Source organism: Loktanella sp. R86503 (assembly GCF_042466455.1).
Taxonomy (GTDB): domain Bacteria; phylum Pseudomonadota; class Alphaproteobacteria; order Rhodobacterales; family Rhodobacteraceae; genus Loktanella.
In genome coordinates this window covers 496150-516266 of the sequence record NZ_JAXHCI010000002.1, presented here as the reverse complement: position 1 = coordinate 516266, position 20117 = coordinate 496150, and the positions used below count along the sequence as shown (strand labels likewise).

Sequence of the window (20117 nt, the reverse complement as noted above, 5' to 3'; positions counted from 1 at the left end):
CCCGCCTTTTACTTTTATGACCCGGAGTGGGCCAGCGCTCGCATGACGCCGCGCAGTTCAGCAAGTCCACGCATCCGGCCAATCAGCGGATAGCCGGGGATAAGCTTTCGGGTCTGGTCCGACAGGATATGATGGCCGTGATCCGGCCGAAACGGGATCGCATGATCGGCGCGCCCTGCGGCGCGGCGGCGGTTTTCTTCCTGCAGCAGCACCTGGATCAGGGCAATCATATCCGTATCCCCGTCAAGATGCGCTGCCTCTTCAAAGGATCCGTCAGGATCCTTTGTCACATTTCGCAGGTGGGCAAAGTGAATGCGATCCGCAAAGCGCGCGGCGATTGCGGGCACATCATTCACGGGATTTGCCCCAAGAGATCCGGAACACAGTGTCAGCCCATTCGCGGGTACATCAACTGCGTCCATGATCCATGCAATGTCGATTTCGTCTGACACAATGCGTGGCAGACCAAGGATATCGCGCGGAGGATCGTCAGGATGAACGCAAAACCGCAGACCAAGGTCAGCAGCGGCGGGTATAATTTCGTTCAGAAACCTTTTGTAATTGGACCGCAACGCGGCGCGGTCGATTCCGGCGTATTCTTGCAATGCGCGGCGCAGGCCGGGAATGTCGTAGCGGTCAAAGGCACCGGGCATCCCAGCCATGATTGATGCCAGAAGCGCTTCGCGCTCTGCTGCGGTAGCACTTTGAAACCAGATGGCCGCCTTGGTCAGAACTTCGGGCGGATAATCATCCTCGGCTTCAGCACGGCCCAGCATATGCACCTCGAAGGCCGCCATCCGGACAGCTTCAAAGCGCAGGCAAGTGCCGCCACCTTTGACAGGGGCATGCAGGTCTGTGCGGGTCCAATCAAGCAAAGGCATGAAGTTATAGCAAATTGTGGTGACACCCTGCGCTGCCAGATTGGCCATTGATTGCCGGTAGTTGGCGAACAATGCCCCCAGATCACCTGTGCCCCGCTTTATGCTTTCGTGGATTGGCAGGCTTTCGACCACGACCCAATCAAATCCCGCTTGGGTCACCTGCGCCTTGCGGGTGACAATTGCATCGGTGCCCCAAACCTCGCCATATGGGATTTCGTGCAGGGCCGTGACGATACCGCTTGCCCCCGTCTGGGCAACCTCGTCCAGGGTGATCGCGTCCAGATCACCATACCAACGCCAGCTTTCGATCATCGTGTCACCTCTTGCACCGCTTTCGCCGCACCCTTTGCCCACAGCGTCGCCGCTGCCGTGCTGATCGGCCCTACCAGTTGCAGGGCCAGATCGGCAGGAAAGACGTCCCTAAGCGATAGCAGCGCCGACACGGTCCCTGTTGCCGTATCCGTCGCGGCATGTCGCAGCACATCCGCCAAAGGATCGCGCACATCGATGGGCTGTCCTGCCTCATCTATGCCGGTCACATATCGCATCCACCCTGCCACAGCGAGGCAAAGCGCCGGGCTGTCGCGGCCAGCATCAAGGTTCGCCCGCAGCGTGCCCAGCCAACGCTGCGGCAATTTTTGGCTGCCGTCCATTGCGATCTGCCATGTCCGATGCCGGATAGCCGGATTTGCATAGCGGTCGAAAAGCTCATCGGCATAATCTGTCAGCGCAACGCCGGGCGGCGCTGTGACGGTCGGAACAATCTCTGCCCAGCATTGGCGGACGTAAGCCGCAAAATCAGGATCAGACACCGTGTCGGCAATAGTTTCGTGCCCGGCCAGATAACCAAGGTAAGCCAGCGCCGAATGCGTGCCGTTCAACATCCGAAGTTTCATTTCCTCGAACGGAGCAACATCCTGGACCATTTGCACACCGGCACTGGCTAGGTCGGGGCGGTCGCCGTTTACGAAATGATCCTGCACAGCCCACTGCCGGAATGGTTCGTGAATGACGGGGGCAGCGTCATGCCGGCCGGTCAGTTGCTCTACAGTCGTAATATCTTGCGCCGTCGTCGCGGGCGTGATGCGGTCAACCATCGTGGCTGGAAAACACCCGAATTCAGCGATCCATTCTGCCAGTGAGGGGTCAATATGCCGCGCCAGATCAAGCACAACACCGCGCACAAGCGCACCGTTATGCGGAAGGTTATCACAGGTCAGGACGGTAAACGGCGCAAGGCCAGCGGCCCGGCGCTGCTGTAAGGCCCGGACCAGATAGCCGGGGGCCGACCGTGGCAGGCCATGGGTGATGTCGTGGATGATATCGGGGTGGTCCGGATTCAAGGTTCCTGTCGCCGGATTGTGGCAATACCCTTTTTCCGTAACCGTCAAAGACACGATGCGGACCGCGGGATTACACATCGCGGTCAGAACGGCTTGCGGATCCTCCGGCGCGACCAGCACACCGTTAAGCACATCAATCATGCGCGTCTGCGGCCCGTCCGGTGCAAGCGTCACAGACGTATAGGCCCAGTCCTGCGGCGCCAGCGCATCGCGGGTGTCTGGATTGCGCAGACTGACGCCGACAATGCCCCAATCGCCCCCCGCGGCCTGCATCGCATCAGCGATGTATACACAGCCAAACGCGCGATAGAATGCGCCAAGCCCCAGATGGACAATGCCTGTTGCGGGGCGCTGGCCGACGGTACGTTTCAGTCGGTCAACGGGCAAGCCAGCCCCCGTCGACGTTCAAAATGGCACCATGGACATAGTTCGCAGCAGGCGTGCACAAATAGACCGCAGCACCCGCAATATCAGAGGCAGCGCCCCAACGACCTGCGGGGATCCGGTCCAGAATGGCAGCGTTTCGAGCTTCGTCCGCGCGCAGGGCTTCCGTATTGTTCGTCTCGATATAGCCGGGCGCGACCGCGTTGACGTTGATCCCCTTGGCCGCCCATTCGTTCGCCAAAAGCTTGGTCAGCCCCGCAACACCATGCTTGGACGCTGTGTAACTTGGCACCCGGATACCACCCTGAAATGACAGCAATGACGCAATATTGACGACGCGGCCTTGTCCGTTGCGGGCAAACACCGCTTTGGCAAAGGCCTGCGTGGTGAAAAACAGCGCCTTTAGATTAACGTCCATGACGTCATCCCAATCGCTTTGCGTAAAATCCACCGCATCATTGCGGCGGATGATACCGGCGTTGTTCACCAGAATATCGATCTGTTGCGGGGCGAAAAGCCCCTGCCCCGCCATCGGGTCGGCAAAGTCCACCACCACGCTGTGCGCTGTGCCTCCGTTGGCCGTGATCATGGCGACTGTTTCATCGCATGTGCGCCGCCCGGCGCAGACCACCTCGGCACCTGCCTGTGCCAGGCCGACGGCGATGGCCTGGCCGATGCCTGTGTTTGCGCCGGTGACAAGCGCACGTTTTGCGGCAAGTGAAAACATGCTCAACGCAGCGCCTCCATCGGGACCATGTCTATATCGGTAAAGTCCACGTTGTCGCCCGCCATGGCCCAACAGAAGGTATACGATCCGGTGCCAGCGCCCGCATGGACGGACCATGGCGGGCTGATTACCGCTTCTTCGTTCGCCATGACGATGTGACGGGTTTGGGTTGGCTCACCCATGATATGGAACACGCGGCGATCGGCCGGCATATCAAAATACATATAGGCTTCCATCCGGCGATCATGGGTATGGGCCGGCATGGTGTTCCAGACAGAGCCTTCTGCGAATTGAGTGTACCCCATCAAAAGCTGGCAGGACTCTGCGACTTCGGGATGCAGAAACTGCAGGATAACGCGTTCGTTTGCAGCTTCTGGTGATCCCATTTCAACCCGGCGCGCGTCGGACAGCTTGATCAGCCGTGTCGGGCAGGTCCGATGAGCAGGGGCTGACAGGATATAGAAACGACCCGGCCCGTCAAAGGCGACGGGGCCTGCGCCCATCCCAATATAGATGACTTCGCCCTTTTCCAGTGTATGGACCTCTTCGCTGACAGTGACACGGCCGGTCGCCCCGACGTTCAGGACCGCCATCTCGCGCCGTTCCAGAAATGTCGCAGTCCCGGTCTCTGCGACGTGATCCAGCGTCAAGGTGCCTGTGCCCGGGACGGCAGAGCCGAGGATCAGCCGGTCATAGTGACTATAAACCAACTTGATCTCGCCTTCTGCGAAAAGCCCGTCGACATGGAAATGATCACGCAACTGATCGGTATCCAGTGTTTTGGCAGTCGATGGATCAATGGCATATCGGGTCTGGGTTTTCAGCATGTCTCATCTTTCGGTTCAGGAATTGTGAAAATCAAAGCCGGTAGGCACGCTTGGCCAGACCATAGGCCAACTCGTGCGCAAGTTCCGGCGCTTCATCCGCATCCAGACGGCCCGTCGCGACCAGATTGGCCAGAAAGGCGCAATCAACACGGCGGGCCACGTCGTGACGCGCAGGAATAGAGCAGAAGGCGCGGGTGTCGTCGTTAAAGCCGACAGTATTGTAAAAACCCGCCGTCTCTGTCGTCATCTGGCGAAAACGCATCATCCCCTCTGGGCTGTCATGAAACCACCATGGCGGACCAAGGCGCAGACAGGGATAGACGCCAGCCAGCGGAGCCAGTTCACGCGCATAAGCGGATTCGTCCAATGTAAACAGGATAACGGTCAGATCAGTCCGGTGACCGACGGCATCCAGCAGCGGCTTTAGCGCGTGGACATAATCGGTGCGCGTCGGAATATCGTAACCTTTGTCGCGGCCAAACCCGGTAAAGATACGGTCAGAATGATTACGGAACGACCCCGGATGAATCTGCATCACAAGGCTATCATCCAGCGACATCCGCGCCATTTCCGTCAGCATGTGGCCGCGAAAGGCGTCTGCCTCTTCGGCGGTGCATTTGCCGCCCAGCGCCTTGTCGAAAAGGGCGGCTGCAACGTCCTGTGGCAGATCTTCTGTCCGGGCGGTCGGATGACCATGATCCGTCGATGTCGCACCGAAACCTTTGAAATAGGCGCGGCGATTACGGTGCGCCGCCAGATAGCCGATCCATGTCGTTGTATCCTCACCCGACATTTGCCCAAGTATTGCGACGTTATCGGCAAAGCCCGGATATTCCGGATCAATCACGGCATCAGGGCGATAGGCGGTCACGACACGCCCCGCCCAGCCGCTATCGCGGATCATGCGGTGCCATCTTAAATCGTCTATGGCAGATTCCGTTGTCGATATCGCCTCGATCTTGAATCGCTCGAACAGGGCACGCGGGCGGAAGGCGTCCGTTTTCAATGCCGCGTCAATCTGGTCATAGATTGCGCTGGCATTGTCCTTTGACAATCGCTCCTGCACGTCAAACACAGTACTGAAGGCGTGGTCCAGCCACAGCCGCGACGGGGTGCCGCGCAGCAGGTGATAATGGTCAGCAAACAGCTGCCAGACACTGCGCGGGTCCACGTCCGGGGCAGTGCCATCCGCACGCGGCACACCGAGCGCATCAAGCGATACACCCTGCGAATGAAGCATGCGGAACACATAGTGGTCAGGTGTCACGAACAATGCCGCAGGGTTAGCGAATGCACCGTTTTCCGCAAACCAGCGCGGGTCGGTATGGCCATGGGGGCTGATGATGGGAAGGTCGCGCACACCTTCGTAAAGCGCGCGCGCGCGCGTTCGGACCGATGGATCGGCCGGAAAAAGGCGATCGTCATTCAAAAGTGCCAACTTGAATCCTCCCACCCGCAGCGCAGCGCCTTAACTAATATCCTAGTAGACCAGATTTCCAACGTCAACTGATATCCCAGTTGCCCTTACCCCCGTTTAGCATGCTAAAACCGATCAAGTGTAGGGAGCCGCGCAAGATCAGATGACCGTTAATCCGCCCAAAAGCGTCGCCGACCGTGTATTTGACACGATGCAGCAAGAGATTCTGTCGCTGGAACTTCCCCCAAACACGCGAATATCAGAGGCAGAGGTTGCAAGCAGACTGGGCGTTTCACGCCAGCCCGTCAGAGAAGCTTTTCGCCGCCTCGCCAATTTGGGATTTCTAAGCATCCGTCCGCAAAGCGGCACGACGGTCACATTAATTTCGGAAGATGCCGTTTTGAAGTCGCGGTTTATCCGGATCGCACTGGAAACCCAGACCTGCCGCGCCGCGTGTCACGCCGCAAACGCCGACGGGCTGGCGACACTCGAACAGTTGATTGTTCAGCAAAGGCAGGCGATCAGCGACGGTGATCGTCATCGCTTTCACATTCTTGATGATCTGTTTCACCAGCGGATTTGTGCTTTGGCAAACGTAGAGTTTGCATGGGAGATCATCAGCGACCACAAGGCCCACATGGACCGGGTGCGTATGCTATCGCTTGATGCCACATCGCAAAAACGCGCATTGGCAGAGCATATCGCAATTCTGGCCGCCATATCATTCGGCGATGCCGACCTTGCTGCGCAAGCGATGACAGCTCATTTGACGCGGATCGAGGTCTTGATCGCGCAGCTGAAGCAGCAAAGCCACGAATGGTTTACTGATCGCAGCACTTGAATTTTAGCCGCCTGACTAAAGCGGCACATAATTTCGAGGCTGTGAAAGTCGTATCAGCCGCTGACGATTTCAACCGTCCGGTTCGGCACCGCTATCTAGCAACAGTGTTAGCTCTTCCAATGCAATAGCGATGGCCTGATAGGACGGATGCCGGTGCAATCGGGCCATCCGGCGATAATGCTTTAATTTGCTTTGCAGCGTGCACAGGGGATAGGCTGTACCAACGCCACCTGGAAAGTGAAGCCGGAAATGATCCTTACTGATGGACGTGGTGACAATCATGTTGTTCGCCCTTCATTTCCAGCGACAGACAGTTTGAATAAGCGCCAGTTCATGGCACCAGATTATTTCGAATCGGACCCCGTCACACCGCGCACCACCATTTTCCCGGCACCGATGGTGCCGTTTACAGCAGCTTTGGTCACATAGCCGGTTGTGTCGACGACGCCGTTCACAACGCCACTGGTCGAACACGCGGACACAGTGATGACGGAAACGATTAAAGCAAATTTTGAAAAGTTCAGGAAAGCCATGAGTGGAAAACCCCTTGAAAAGGATGTGCAAAGCGCGCGTTAAGTTGGACAAAATAGGCGGAATATCGGCCTTAAGTCAGCGGTGCGCCGGCCTGGCCCACTGCACCACGCGGTATTTACGACGAACAGCACGGGCACCGCAGCCGTTTCGGTTGACTGCGCAATCCGATTTGACGCTATCAATCGCAGTATCGCAGGTCAGATGATGATCACGGTCATGGATAGACATCGTTTACCCTCGTTTTAGCTTCGTCCTACTAGCAAAGAGGAAGGACTTGCGCCCCCCCCTTAGACCCCACTCGATCACACACACGACTCGATCGTCGCTAAGCAGCGAAGCCAAAGAGAACTTAGCATCTGACCGATGGATGAGTAAAATTCAGAATAATCGGGCTTAACAAGAGTTTTAGCTATACATCCCGACTATGTTCACCCAGAACGTCGACTTCATGATCTTCGCTGATGTCTGCAAGCTGCGCCAGCACGGCGTCCCCGTCCGCTTCGGCTTGGCGGCTGACATGCAGGAGCGCCGCCTTTACGCCTTCGGCGAGCTCTGTATCCATATCATCGCGCCAGACGGCCCATACCGGATAAGGGAACCGCGGCGCGTCAGGGACGAGGTGAAGCTCCCCACTGTCGAGATATTTTTTGATGTAGCGGGCAGGCAGATAGGCGGCAGCCTTGCGGTTCACTACAAAGTCGGCCGCCATCGCACCAAGCGCCAACGTCAGCCCGGAATTTTTCAATTCTGGCAACTCAATTGCGTGGGCTGTCACGAATTCAGGCCCCCAATCCACAAAGACATAGCGCCCTTGCATATCCATCGTAGGATCAGGCCACGACGCGGCCAGAACTAGCTCTTCCTCAATGATTTCCTCGGCGATCAGGCCTGGGCGCAGGTTGGGCATATACATCAGGCCGACGTGCATGACGCCTTCGACCAGAAACCGGGTCAAACGATCTGGCATTCCCATTTCTGCCCGGACATTCAGATCCGGCATATTCTGCCGCAACTGATCGATCAGACGAAAGCCCAGCCGCGGCCAAAGCGAGTATTGCGCGCCGATGGAAAGACTACGTTTGAAACCTTCTGGCACGGCAACTTGCTGCCGGGCCTCTTCCCAGACGCGGATCATCGACATGGCGTAGCGTTCAAATTCGCGCCCCGCGGCGGTCAGTTCGGCACCTGCCTTAGACCGCGTGAAAAGCGGTTTGCCCAAGGAATCCTCTAGCCGTTGAACCCGCAGGGATACGGCGGATTGCGTGACAAACAAACGATCAGATGCCGCGACGAACGACCCCGTCGCGCTGACTTCAAGAAACGTTTTAAGTAGGGTGATATCCATTGCCGCAGTCATAGCGGCTGAACGCTTAGCCAGAAAGCATTGTTTGTTTTGTAGCCAGAGGCAGTCAGGCTGCTGCCGCTGACCACAACGCCGGCTTCGCATTTCAGGCTAGATATCATCACGATAACCCACACATAAATTGACGCAATTCTGATGCGGATCATGAAAAATTGATTTTCCGGCACCCCGCCCCCTTTACCTGACAAAAAATGTCACCTAATGGGAACCGCTCCCGCCAGCCACCGGGCCCTGCCCTCTTCAAGCCAGCCAAAGCATACGAAACGCCCACATGGGGTTTCGACTGGATTTATTTGAAAGAGGATCAAAAATGCAATCATTGCGCCAGCCAAAGACCGTTCTGCGGTCAGGAAAAGCAAGAAATATCGGTTTGCGGGGAGCATCGCTGGCAGCAATGTGCGTCGCCGGCGTGGCGTCCGCGCAAGGTGCAGACAGTGATATTTTCGTGCTGCCGACCGTTGATGTCGAAACGACCGAAGCCGCGCCAGCACCAGCGCCCGCTGTTCAGGCACCGCGCCAGGCCGCTGCGCCCCGCCCTGTCGCCGCACCGGTTGCACCGCAAGTCTGCACACCAGAACTGACAGGTCAGCCCGTTTGCGCTGCGCAGGATGCCGCCCGCGCGCAGGCTGCTGCTGATGCACAGGCCGCTGCGACGGCAGCAGCCGAAGCCGCTGCCAAGGCAAACGCTGGAAACAGCCCCTACGCCGATCCGGACGCAGGCTTGCGGGCGCAGACGCTTTCGAACAGCAAACTACCGGGTGAAGTGCGCGACATGCCCCGCACGGTCACTGCCGTGACAAAAGAAACGCTGGAAACGACGGGCACGACCTCAGTGCGCGAGCTTGCGCGAACGACCCCTGGCATTTCACTTGGCTTTGGCGAAGGCGGCAATGCCTTTGGCGACAACCTTTATATCCGGGGCTTTAAGGCAAACAACGACGTCTATGTTGATGGCGTCCGCGATCCTGGCACCGGCGTAAGAGAGACGTTCAACACCGAACAAGTCGAAGTCCTGAAAGGACCGTCCGGCACAGTCGGCGGCCGCGGCACGACAGGCGGCGCGTTGAACATCGCAACCAAAACGCCGCAGGATGTCGATTTTACCCAAGTCAGCACCATGCTGACCGACGCCGGCACAAAGCGTGTTACGATCGATGCCAACCGCGTCGTCGATGACAAGTTTTCCTACCGGTTGAACGGTATGCTGCAAGACGGCGAGGTTGCGGGCCGTGAAGCGGTCATTGACGACCGCGAAGGTCTTGCCGGCGCTGTGCGCTACAAGGTGTCGGACACGTTTACGCTGGAAGGCGATTATACCTATACACGGATCGAACAGACGCCGGATTGGGGCGTTCCGTTCATTTCCGTTGACGATTCAGCGCCAACAGCGGGCCTGCCGACCGGGCCAGTGACTGAATTCGGCGTGGACCGTGACACCTTTTATGGCGTCGAAGGCCGCGATTACCAGAACGCCAGCAGCAAGGTCGCGACCGGCCGCGCGATCTGGGACATGGGCAATGGCATGACCCTGACCAACACGCTGCGGACGTCTTCTTCGATCAACGATTATATTCTGACAGCACCCAGCTCTGTTGCCGATAACGGCTCTACCGATCCGGACGACTGGACAGCGAACCTGAGCTTCAAAAGCCGCTATCAGGAAACGGAAGTCATCGCGGACGAATTGGAACTGACCGGCACATCCAGCCTTGGCGGTGTCAGTCACAACTACGTCGCAGGCCTGCACCTGAGCGAGGAACGCGTATCCACCTATGGATACGACAACTTGCTGAGCGAGGACTATCAGGCCCCGGGCGGCGGAAGCTCCTGTCAGGTTAGTGTGACAAACCCCGATCCCATTGCAGCCGGCTGCTGGTCGGGCGAAAGTGCTGTGCTATCCGACAGCCACACGGAAACACGTGTGCGCACCACTTCTGCCTATCTGCTGGATACGGTAACACTGTCCGACAAATGGGCCGTAAATGGCGGCGTGCGGGTCGATCACTACGAAGTCGACCGCGATAGCTTCGACGACGATGGCGCGTCGACATCGCTTAGCCGCACGGACACCATGTGGAATTGGAACGGCGGCGTCACCTACAAGCCGCAGAAACCGCTGACCGTGTACGGCGCCGTTGCGACTTCCAGCAATCCGATGGGTCAGGAAATTGCTGCGGGCGGTGGTTTTTATGGCGGGCTTGACGACAGCGGCGCAGCACTCGCGCCAGAGCTGAACACGTCAATCGAGGTCGGGGTAAAATACGAATACGCCGATGACCTGCTTTTGACGGCAGCTCTGTTCCGCACGACCAAAGACAACGCTCGCGAAGACATCGGTGGACGCGGAAATTCGGTCACCTACGACAGCCTGAAGTATCAGGTGCAGGGTCTGGAACTGGGTGTCGCAGGCAAGGTCCACGACAAGGTCGGCCTTTATGGCGGCTTGGTCTTCATGGATACAGAGGTGCTTGAAAGTCAGGATCCTGACGCGATTGGTGAAAGCGTTCCGAACATTGCCAGCATGCAGTTCAATCTGCTGGCCACCTATGACATCTCGGACGACCTGATGCTGGGCTTGCAGTCAAACTATATCGGAGAGCGCGATCTGGGCAGCGTCTATGCCAACGGCAACACCCTGCCTGAAAGCTGGAGCTTTGACCTCGTCGGGTCCTATGCGGTGACGGACAACACTGACGTGCGGTTCGGCGTGACAAACCTGACCGACAAGACGGTTTACGATGCTGCCTATCGTTCGGGAGAGCCGTTCACCTATGTCGCGCCGGGGCGCGAGCTTTGGGCCGCCGTTGATTTCAAATTCTAGGCACGCCCTGATGGGTGGGGGCGACCATGTGGCCGCCCCTGCCACACTTTTCCAAACGACAGGTTAGACACAATGTTGATTACAATTCCGCAAGTGCTGGATCCAGCGCAGGTGCAGGCCATTCGCGCCCGCCTTGATGCCGCATCCTGGCAAGACGGTCGCCAGACAGCCGGCGCGCAATCTCAAAGCGTGAAACGCAATCAGCAACTTCCCGTTGACGGCCCCGACGCCCGCGCCCTTGGCGAGGAAATATTGCGCGCCTTGACGCAGCACCCGCTGTTTCTGTCCGCCGCCTTGCCACTGCGCATTCTGCCGCCCATGTTCAACCGCTACGAAACCGGAGAGACCTTCGGCGTTCATGTCGATAATGCCATTCGCGTATCGCCCCTGACGCAGGAGAGGCTGCGCGCCGACCTTTCGATGACCCTGTTCCTGTCAGAGCCGGATGAATACGACGGCGGCGAACTGGTGATCGAGGATCACTACGGCACACAGGCGGTCAAACTGAATGCGGGCGATATGGTTCTGTACCCTTCGACATCCTTGCACGAAGTCCGCCCCGTAACCCGCGGCGCACGGGTTTCATCCTTTTTCTGGCTGCAAAGCATGATCCGGTCAAACGAACAGCGCGCAATGCTGTTCGACATGGACCAGACCATTCAGGCGCTGGCAGATCGGCTTAATGCAACCGATGCCGAAGTTGTCCGGCTGACGGGCATCTATCACAATATGATCCGCATGTGGTCAGAGGTATAAGCAATGCGTAACCTGATCTTAACGCCTTCTCTTTCCATTCTTTTGACTGTGCCGGTTGCGGCGCAAGCCCAGGTGCCTGCCTGGGGTGATTTGCAAAACTGGCTGGCGACGGCCGGTCAGGATCACATGTCCCCCGTCGGGATGTTCATGGCTGCCGACGTCGTGGTGAAAACCGTTATGGTGGCGCTTGCGTTCGCCTCGGTTGTGACATGGGCCATTTTCATGGCCAAATTGCTGACACTTGCCGTTGCGCGAGCACGGCTGCGCCGGGGCTACAGGCAGTTGGATGTTTTGGCGACGATGACCGTGGACCAGCCGCGCAGTCGCGGCCCGCTTTCCGCAATGATCGCTGCCGCCGTGGCAGAGCGTGATCGCGCGGCACCGGGAATGGAATCAGCAGGGATCAAGGACCGCGCTGAATCGGCATTGACGCGGGTCGAGGCCGGCGCGGCACGCCGCATGGCCGCTGGCACCGGCGTGTTGGCAAACGTCGGCGCGGTCGCGCCCTTTGTCGGGTTGTTCGGCACCGTTTGGGGCATCATGAACAGCTTCATCTCTATCGCCGAGACGAACACTACAAACCTTGCTGTCGTCGCCCCTGGCATCGCAGAGGCCTTGCTGGCAACGGCCTTGGGATTGGTTGCCGCGATTCCTGCTGTGATTTTCTATAACACTCTGTCGCGGGCCATCACGGGATATCGCGTGATGCTAACGGATGCGGCAACGCTGGTGCAGCGGACTTTGTCCCGCGATCTGGACAGGGCCGCGGTTACCCCGACCCTTGCCGCAAAGGCGGCTTAGATCATGGGGGCGAAGCTGGGCGAACACGATGGCGATCTGGCCGAAAACGCAGAGATCAATATCACCCCATTTATTGATGTCATGCTCGTGCTGCTGATCATCTTTATGGTCGCCGCACCGTTATCCACGGTCGATATTCCCGTCGAACTACCCGTTGCGGTCGCAGACCCGCCTGTACGGCCGTCCGAGCCGGTCTTTATCACAATCGCTGAAGACCTGTCCTTGTCAGTTGGCGAGACCGCAACAACCAAAGCCAGTCTGATTACCGAGGTTGGCATTGCCGCAAGGCTTGACCGCGACCAGCGACTTTATCTGCGCGCAGACACATCGGTTCCCTATGGCGAGCTGATTGGCGTGATGAACCAGCTCCGCGGCGAAGGATATCTTAAGGTCGGTCTTGTCGGGCTTGACGCGGACGCCGTTCCCGATGCGCCCGGCGCACACGGTGCGGAAGAATGAGCATGATCTATAGCCCTTTCAACGGTGGCGCAGTGATCTGGGCCGGGGCCATCGCGGGCAGCATTGCTGTGCATGTTGCCCTGACAGCACCCTTTGTGGCGCGCGCGCCTGCGGCAATCGAACAGCAAGCCGGCGTGACCGGCGCGATACTTTTCGATCTGGCTGACGTCATCACAGCGCCCGCAGAAGTGGGTGAAGCCAGCACCGCTGTCGCCGAAGCCGTCGATGCCCCGACCGTTACCGAAAGCCCTGAAGTCGTTGAAGCTGCCAAAGCGGACGAACAGCCGATGTTGGCTCAGATCCCCTACGACGTCGACGACGACAGCCTGAAGTTCGGTGTCGCCAGCCCGGAGCCTCCGGCGGAAACCGACCATGTCGCAACCGAGATTGCCAACGCCTTTGACGAGGATAAAATCCTGAAGCCAAGCGCCATCGGCGCCGTCGCTGCCGATGCGCGGGACGCCGCAGTGAACGGATCGGACGCAGACCAGCAGGGCGATACCGCACAAGCGCAATCAGAAGGGTTGACCGCAGAGGATCTGGCGCAGATTGCCGACTGGCAAAAGTCGGTCGTCGTCCGCATCGCATCCGCCCGCGCCTATCCTGCCGCCGCGCGCAGCAAAAAGATCGAAGGCGAGGTTCGTGTGCGCTTTACCATAGATGCCTATGGCGCGGTTGTCGCCCGCGAGATCGAGACATCGTCGGGGTGGCCCGTGCTGGACAATGCCGCGCTGTCGGTTCTGGATGGGCTGGACAAGCTTCCTACTCCGCCGCAGAACTTGGGCCGAGATCGTATTACGATGATTGTGCCGATCAACTATCGGTTCAGGTGAACGCAGTCCCGCGAAATATCGGCAATCGTGCGGCAACCGGCAAGCATCATCGTCACCTCAAGCTCGTCACGCAGCATTCGCAACACGTGACTGGCGCCCTGTGCGCCGTTCACAGCAAGCCCCCACATGACCGGACGCCCGACCAATACGGCACTTGCCCCCAAGGCCAGCGCCTTGAAAATGTCGCTGCCGCGCCGAATGCCGCTGTCCATCAAAACCGGAATTGCGCCCTGCACCTTGTCAGCAATCGCAGGAAGTGCCGTTATAGCGGCGGGAACCCCGTCCAACACGCGGCCGCCGTGGTTTGACACAACCAAGGCACCCGCACCTGCAGCAACTGCAAGGCTTGCATCAGCAGGGGACAGCACCCCCTTTATAACGACAGGCAACGGGGCGTTGCCACAAAGCCATGCAACGTCTTCCCAAGTCGGCAAGCATGATGCGACGCGGTCGAACAGCAGCGATTCGCCTGTTTCCAGCGGGGCAAACTTTGGCTGCGGTGCATTGGCCAGATTGACTGCACCAATACCCGGCGGCAAACGAAAGCCGGATGCAACCTCGCTGTCCCTTACGCCGTTGACGGGGGCATCGACGGTCAGAACAAGGGCGTCAAAGCCGGCATCGGCGGCGGCTTGCGCCAGATCCATTGTCGCATCGCGCCCCGCGCCCTGCCAGTATAGCTGGAACCAGGCCAAATTCCCTTCTCCAACTTGCTGGACAACTGCCATCGGCGTGGCGGACTGACAGCTTAGCACCATACCCACCCCTTGCGCGGCAGCCGCCATCGCCGTGGCAGGTTCACCCTGTGGTGCGAAAAGCGTTTGATACGCGACAGGCGCCACCAATATCGGTGCTTCAAGTGTCTGCGCAAACAAACGAACCGCCGTGCCGCCACCGCGCAAGTCCCGCAGCACACGTGGCAAAATAGCGATATCGTCAAATTCGCTTTGATTTGCGCGCTGCGTGACGCAAGCGCCCGAACCGCCGTTCAAAAATGCCAGTGGCCCAGCCGCAAGACGCTCTGCCGCCAATATGCGATAGGTCTCAAGAAGTGCAGGTTGGTCCGTCATGGCTGTCACAAAGTTATCGTTCGCAGACTTGCGGACACGGTAAAGCTTGCCACATTCAAGCCCGACAGAAAAGGTAAGTTATTCAAGCACACGCTAAGACGCGTCCGACGCGCCTAAACCTGTGTACCGTGGCGTAAAGGGCCAAACCTTATCCGCGTTCAGTCAGACGCACCCTGCGTTAGAAAAGCCGCCTGAAAACAGGGAAAACAGCGCCCGAAGGCATTCATCTTTGAAGAAACCGGAGGAGCGTTGAAGGTAGTCTGGCGGAGACGAAGGGATTCGAACCCTCGATACCGTTGCCGGTATGCGCCCTTAGCAGGGGCGTGCCTTCGACCACTCGGCCACGTCTCCGAGGCCGCTTTTATGTGTGGCGGGCCAATGAAACAAGCGAAAAATAAGCTAGTTTTGCGTTCATGTCGAAATAGCGGATTTCACCTGGTTTAATGGCATTCCTGCCGTAAAAATGACGCTGCACATCCGCTGGCCCGGATTAGCGAAATATAACCCAGATTAGCCCATGATGAACTTGCGCCTGAACTTTCGCTCAGCCCGCTTGAAAGTGAGGCGCGAAGAACATAACATGAACTTATGGCACAAACACTTCAGCAAAAACTTGCAATTTTATCCGACGCGGCCCGCTATGATGCATCCTGCGCGTCAAGTGGCACCACCCGGCGCGATAGCCGGGATGGCAAGGGGCTTGGCAGTACAGAAGGATCGGGCATCTGTCATGCCTACGCGCCTGATGGTCGCTGCATCAGTTTGCTAAAAATTCTGATGACGAACTTTTGCATCTATGACTGCGCCTATTGCGTCAACCGCGTGTCGTCTAACGTGGCGCGGGCGCGGTTCAGCGTTGATGAAGTTGTCAGTCTGACGCTCGAGTTTTATCGGCGCAATTATATTGAAGGTCTGTTTTTGTCCTCTGGGGTTATTCGAAACCCTGACGACACGATGTCGGACATGGTGCGCATCGCAAAACGCCTGCGGACGGTCGAAAATTTCCGCGGCTACATTCACCTCAAGACAATCCCCGACGCCTCGCCCGAAATTATTGCAGAAGCTGGCCTTTATGCAGACCGCCTGTCGATCAATGTCGAACTTCCAACAGACAGATCGGTTCAGGCTTTTGCCCCGGAAAAGAACCCGACGACCATTCGCGCGGCCATGGGCAATGTGCGCGGGCTGCGCACGGCGTCAAAGGATCGCAGTCATACGGGAAAACGCCCCCCGGCGTTTGCACCAGCCGGACAATCGACTCAGATGATTGTCGGTGCGGATGGGGCGACGGATGCTACGATCCTGACGCGATCAACCTCGCTTTATGGCGACTACAAACTGCGGCGGGTCTATTATTCAGCTTTCTCGCCAATTCCGGACAGCACGGCAAAGCTTCCCTTGATCAAGCCTCCAATGATGCGCGAACACCGTCTGTATCAGGCGGATTGGCTGATGCGCTTTTATGGGTTTGGTGCCGATGAAATCACATCTGTCGCCCATCAAGGAAATCTTGACCTCGAAATTGATCCAAAGCTGGCCTGGGCATTGCAGAACCGCCATTTGTTTCCGGTCGACGTCAACAAGGCCAGCCGCGACATGTTGCTGCGGGTGCCGGGGTTCGGCACCAAAACAGTCAATCGCATCCTGACAACGCGGCGTCATCGTACGCTGCGCTATGACGACCTGTTGCGCCTTGGTGCATCCCTGAAAAAGGCGCAGGCCTTCGTAACCGCATTGGACTGGACCCCCGGCGACCTGACGGACAGCGCGAACCTGCGTGCGCGCTTTGCACCGCCCCCCGAACAATTGACGCTATTCTAAATGTTCACAGTACCCTTGCCCCGCATTGGCACTTGGGACGCGTGGCGCGACGCCGCGCGTGCCTTACTTGCTGCACGCGTACCGCCCGAACAGGTTTGTTGGGACTGGGACGGCACATCAAACGAATTGTTCGCAACCGATATACCGCCACCAACAACACGGCAGGCAATCAAGGTGCCCGCCGATTTCGTGGAAATGGCGCGTTGGGTCGTCTGGCATAAAGATCCTGAACGCTTTGCGCGGCTTTATGCCTTGCTTTGGCGATTGCGCTTGGAAAAAGGGATCATGGCCGACCGCGCCGATACCGAACTGGCCCGCCTGCGCCAGATGGAAAAGGCGGTCCATCGCTGCAAACACAAAATGCGCGCCTTTGTGCGGTTTCGCGATCTACGCACCGGCGGCGCGCGGCGCAGCTTTGCTGCTTGGTTCGAACCCACCCATCATTCGCTCGAACCCTGCGCGCCATTCTTTGCACGCCGCTTTGCCGATATGGACTGGATGATCGTGACCCCAGACGTCACGGCCAAGTTCACCGACGGCAATCTGACTTTCCACGAAGGGCGGGAAAAGCCCGACCTTCCCGAAGACGCGGCAGAGGCGCTTTGGGGGACCTATTTCCAGAACATCTTTAATCCTGCGCGGCTGAAGGTATCCGCGATGACATCAGAGATGCCAAAGAAATATTGGAAGAACCTGCCAGAGGCGCAGTTTATTCCTAGTTTGATCGCCAATGCAGAGGCACGCGTGCGCGAAATGGCCGCCACGGCACCCACGTTGGAACCCGCCCGCGTTGCCCGCATCCGCGAACAACTGCAAGCCGTGCCGCAACCAGCATCGTGGAACTTGTTGAACGCGGGCCTGTCAGCTTGCACCCGTTGTCCGCTGCATGGCCCGGCAACGCAGGTCGTACCCGGCCATGGGCCCCATGATGCGCCACTGATGATCGTTGGTGAACAGCCCGGCGATCAAGAGGATTTAGCCGGCAAACCATTCGTCGGCCCAGCAGGCCAGCTTTTTGACCAGCTTGCTGCGCGGGCCGGACTCGACCGCAGGCAAGCCTATGTGACGAACGCCGTGAAGCACTTTAAGTTCAAGGAAGGTGCCAAACGCCGCCTGCACGTGAACCCGAACACGTCAGAAGTCAGTCACTGCAAATTCTGGCTCGACAGTGAACGCACCTTGCTGAAACCACGCTTGACGCTGGCGCTTGGGGCGACGGCAATGGGGGCATTGACGGGCAATGCCAAAGGCGTCACGGCGCGGCGCGGCACGATTGAACAAACGCCCCATGGCCCCGTTCTGATTACCTTGCATCCCAGTGCTTTGCTGCGGATGCCGCCAGCAGATCGCGCAGCGGCAGAAGATGCCTTCGTCGCAGATCTGATGCTTGCCATCGAAACCTTGGCGCAATCCACACCGTTGGTGGACGCGGCGGCGCGCAGCGCATAGATTGCCCGCGACCCGCAATCAGAAAGCGCCCATGTCCGACAAACCCGCCTACCAGGTCCTCGCCCGCAAATACCGGCCAGAGACATTTGCCGACCTTGTTGGTCAGGATGCGATGGTCCGCACATTGAAAAACGCCTTTGCAGCCGACCGGATTGCGCAGGCCTTTATCATGACGGGTATTCGCGGCACCGGCAAAACGACAACCGCCCGCATTATCGCCAAAGGCATGAACTGCATCGGGCCGGACGGCAACGGCGGCCCCACGACGGACCCCTGCGGCAAATGCGAACACTGCGTCGCCATCATGGAAGGGCGGCACGTCGACGTCATGGAAATGGACGCCGCGTCAAATACAGGCGTGCAAAATATCCGCGACGCGATCATTGAAACCGTCAGCTACCGCGCCGTCTCCGCGCGATTCAAGATTTTCATTATTGACGAAGTTCACATGCTGTCCAAAAGCGCTTTCAACGCGCTTTTGAAAACGCTGGAAGAACCGCCAGCTCATGTGAAGTTCATCTTTGCCACGACAGAAATCCGGCAAGTCCCCGTAACGGTTCTGTCCCGCTGTCAACGCTTCGACCTCCGCCGGATCGAACCTGAAGTTATGATCGGCCTGCTGCAAAAGATCGCCAAAGCTGAAACAGCCGAAATCAGTGATGACGCACTCGCCCTGATTACCCGCGCCGCAGAAGGCTCTGCCCGCGACGCGACTTCGCTTCTGGATCAGGCGATCAGTCATGGCGCCGGTGAAACCACGGCCGATCAGGTCCGCGCCATGCTGGGCCTTGCCGATCGCGGCCGGGTGCTGGATCTGTTTGATATGATCTTGCGCGGCGACGCGGCAGAGGCGCTGAACGAATTGTCGACGCAATATGCCGATGGGGCCGACCCCATGGCGATCCTGCGCGATCTGGCCGAAGTCACCCATTGGGTCAGCGTGATCAAGATCACCCCAGACGCGGCGGACGATCCCACCATCGGCCCGGACGAACGCACCCGCGGTCTGGCAATGGCGCAGGCTGTCCCCATGCGCGTACTGTCTCGGCAATGGCAGATGTTGCTAAAATCGCTGGAAGAGGTCGCTGCATCCCCCAATGCGATGATGGCCGCCGAAATGGCCATTATCCGCCTGACCCATGTCGCCGACCTGCCCACGCCCGACGAACTTGTGCGCAAGCTCAAGGATGCAACCCCGCCGCCCCCCTCTGGCGGTGGCGGCAGCGGTGCGCGCATGGCACCCTCTGGCAACACAGCGCAGGCAATATCGCAGACGCACACGCCGACACACAGCGGCCCGTCTGGCCCCTCAGCCTCTGCCGCGCCGCAACTGGCGACAGAGGCCTTGCAGCACTACGCAAGGTTCGAGGACGTGGTGAACCTTATCCGCGCCCACCGCGACGTAAAGCTGCTGGTGGAGGTTGAAACCGGCCTGCGCCTTGTCAGTTACCAGCCAGGCCGCATCGAAGTGCACCCTACTGGCGATGCCGCGTCCGACCTTACCCAGCGCCTCGGCGCACGCCTGCAGGCTTGGACGGGAAACCGCTGGGCTGTGATCATCAGTAATGACGAAGGCGAACCAACGATTGCCGAAGTCCGCGACGCAGCTGCAACAGCTCTCCAGCAGCAGGCAGCTGCTCACCCGCTGGTGCAGGCCGTGCTGCTGACCTTTCCCAAGGCGCGCATCACCGACATCAGGACTGAAGCCGACCGCGCCCAAGAGGCAGCAAGCGAAGCGCTGGAAGAAGTGCCCGACGAATGGGACCCCTTCGAAGACGGCTAGGCCCCCT

18 protein-coding genes and 1 tRNA gene are annotated in these 20117 nt (G+C 58.6%); 9 read left to right on the top strand and 10 right to left on the bottom strand.

All coding sequences use genetic code 11. From position 1 onward, the window contains the following. Positions 1-14: 14 nt before the first annotated feature. From uxuA to uxaC, 5 genes are read right to left on the bottom strand one after another with little or no spacing between them, the layout of a single operon-like run. Positions 15-1193 carry a mannonate dehydratase gene (gene uxuA / locus SJY10_RS03545; protein ID WP_386679667.1) on the bottom strand — a complete coding sequence of 393 codons (1179 nt, stop codon included), beginning with the start codon at positions 1191-1193 and terminating at the stop codon, positions 15-17. Beyond that, on the bottom strand, positions 1190-2611 hold the full coding sequence (locus SJY10_RS03540) for a mannitol dehydrogenase family protein (protein ID WP_386679665.1): 1422 nt from the start codon (positions 2609-2611) through the stop codon (positions 1190-1192). The genes uxuA and SJY10_RS03540 overlap by 4 nt, the downstream gene beginning before the upstream one ends. Further along, the gene (gene kduD, locus SJY10_RS03535) at positions 2601-3341 is read right to left on the bottom strand and encodes a 2-dehydro-3-deoxy-D-gluconate 5-dehydrogenase KduD (protein ID WP_386679663.1); all 741 of its coding nucleotides are present in this window, start codon (positions 3339-3341) and stop codon (positions 2601-2603) included. The genes SJY10_RS03540 and kduD overlap by 11 nt, the downstream gene beginning before the upstream one ends. Next, complete coding sequence (kduI, locus tag SJY10_RS03530) at positions 3338-4162, bottom strand: 5-dehydro-4-deoxy-D-glucuronate isomerase (protein WP_386679661.1); 825 nt, start codon at positions 4160-4162, stop codon at positions 3338-3340. Before kduI ends, kduD begins: the two co-directional genes overlap by 4 nt. Before the next feature lie 31 nt (positions 4163-4193). Continuing rightward, positions 4194-5600, bottom strand: coding sequence for a glucuronate isomerase (gene uxaC / locus SJY10_RS03525; protein WP_386679660.1), 1407 nt, complete (start codon positions 5598-5600; stop codon positions 4194-4196). Positions 5601-5742: 142 nt separating this feature from the next. On the opposite strand from uxaC, the gene SJY10_RS03520 reads away from it, so the two are divergent. Further along, positions 5743-6420: a GntR family transcriptional regulator gene (locus SJY10_RS03520; RefSeq protein WP_386679659.1), complete on the top strand. Its 678-nt coding sequence runs from the start codon at positions 5743-5745 to the stop codon at positions 6418-6420. Between the two features lie 69 nt (positions 6421-6489). Here the strand turns inward: SJY10_RS03520 and SJY10_RS03515 are convergent, their stop codons facing one another. The 3 genes from SJY10_RS03515 to SJY10_RS03505 form a co-directional block, all read right to left on the bottom strand. After that, on the bottom strand, positions 6490-6702 hold the full coding sequence (locus SJY10_RS03515) for a hypothetical protein (RefSeq protein WP_386679658.1): 213 nt from the start codon (positions 6700-6702) through the stop codon (positions 6490-6492). 62 nt (positions 6703-6764) lie between these two features. Further along, positions 6765-6953: a hypothetical protein gene (locus SJY10_RS03510; RefSeq protein WP_386679657.1), complete on the bottom strand. Its 189-nt coding sequence runs from the start codon at positions 6951-6953 to the stop codon at positions 6765-6767. A 410-nt stretch (positions 6954-7363) separates the two neighbouring features. Then, positions 7364-8299, bottom strand: coding sequence for a LysR family transcriptional regulator (locus SJY10_RS03505; protein ID WP_386679656.1), 936 nt, complete (start codon positions 8297-8299; stop codon positions 7364-7366). Positions 8300-8627: 328 nt separating this feature from the next. On the opposite strand from SJY10_RS03505, the gene SJY10_RS03500 reads away from it, so the two are divergent. The 5 genes from SJY10_RS03500 to SJY10_RS03480 all read left to right on the top strand — a co-directional run bounded on the left by SJY10_RS03500 (position 8628) and on the right by SJY10_RS03480 (position 13987). Next, complete coding sequence (locus SJY10_RS03500; protein WP_386679655.1) at positions 8628-11138, top strand: TonB-dependent receptor; 2511 nt, start codon at positions 8628-8630, stop codon at positions 11136-11138. 72 nt (positions 11139-11210) lie between these two features. Next, positions 11211-11894, top strand: a complete 684-nt coding sequence (locus tag SJY10_RS03495; protein WP_386679654.1) for a Fe2+-dependent dioxygenase — start codon at positions 11211-11213, stop codon at positions 11892-11894. A gap of 3 nt (positions 11895-11897) precedes the next feature. Further along, the gene (exbB, locus tag SJY10_RS03490) at positions 11898-12695 is read left to right on the top strand and encodes a tonB-system energizer ExbB (protein WP_386679653.1); all 798 of its coding nucleotides are present in this window, start codon (positions 11898-11900) and stop codon (positions 12693-12695) included. 3 nt (positions 12696-12698) lie between these two features. After that, positions 12699-13154, top strand: coding sequence for a biopolymer transporter ExbD (locus SJY10_RS03485; protein WP_386679652.1), 456 nt, complete (start codon positions 12699-12701; stop codon positions 13152-13154). Positions 13155-13156: 2 nt separating this feature from the next. Continuing rightward, on the top strand, positions 13157-13987 hold the full coding sequence (locus SJY10_RS03480; RefSeq protein ID WP_386679651.1) for an energy transducer TonB: 831 nt from the start codon (positions 13157-13159) through the stop codon (positions 13985-13987). Here SJY10_RS03480 and SJY10_RS03475 read toward each other — a convergent pair. Both SJY10_RS03475 and SJY10_RS03470 read right to left on the bottom strand, forming a co-directional pair. Further along, on the bottom strand, positions 13972-15057 hold the full coding sequence (locus tag SJY10_RS03475; protein ID WP_386679650.1) for an alpha-hydroxy-acid oxidizing protein: 1086 nt from the start codon (positions 15055-15057) through the stop codon (positions 13972-13974). The genes SJY10_RS03480 and SJY10_RS03475 overlap by 16 nt on opposite strands. Before the next feature lie 261 nt (positions 15058-15318). Beyond that, a tRNA-Ser gene (locus SJY10_RS03470) sits at positions 15319-15408 on the bottom strand. Positions 15409-15645: 237 nt separating this feature from the next. Between SJY10_RS03470 and SJY10_RS03465 the strand changes: the two genes are divergently transcribed. From SJY10_RS03465 to SJY10_RS03455, 3 genes are read left to right on the top strand one after another with little or no spacing between them, the layout of a single operon-like run. Further along, on the top strand, positions 15646-16878 hold the full coding sequence (locus SJY10_RS03465; RefSeq protein WP_386679649.1) for a putative DNA modification/repair radical SAM protein: 1233 nt from the start codon (positions 15646-15648) through the stop codon (positions 16876-16878). Beyond that, on the top strand, positions 16879-18327 hold the full coding sequence (locus tag SJY10_RS03460; protein ID WP_386679647.1) for a UdgX family uracil-DNA binding protein: 1449 nt from the start codon (positions 16879-16881) through the stop codon (positions 18325-18327). It begins immediately after the preceding gene. A 31-nt stretch (positions 18328-18358) separates the two neighbouring features. Then, positions 18359-20110: a DNA polymerase III subunit gamma/tau gene (locus tag SJY10_RS03455; protein ID WP_386679645.1), complete on the top strand. Its 1752-nt coding sequence runs from the start codon at positions 18359-18361 to the stop codon at positions 20108-20110. The last annotated feature ends 7 nt before the right edge of the window (positions 20111-20117 follow it).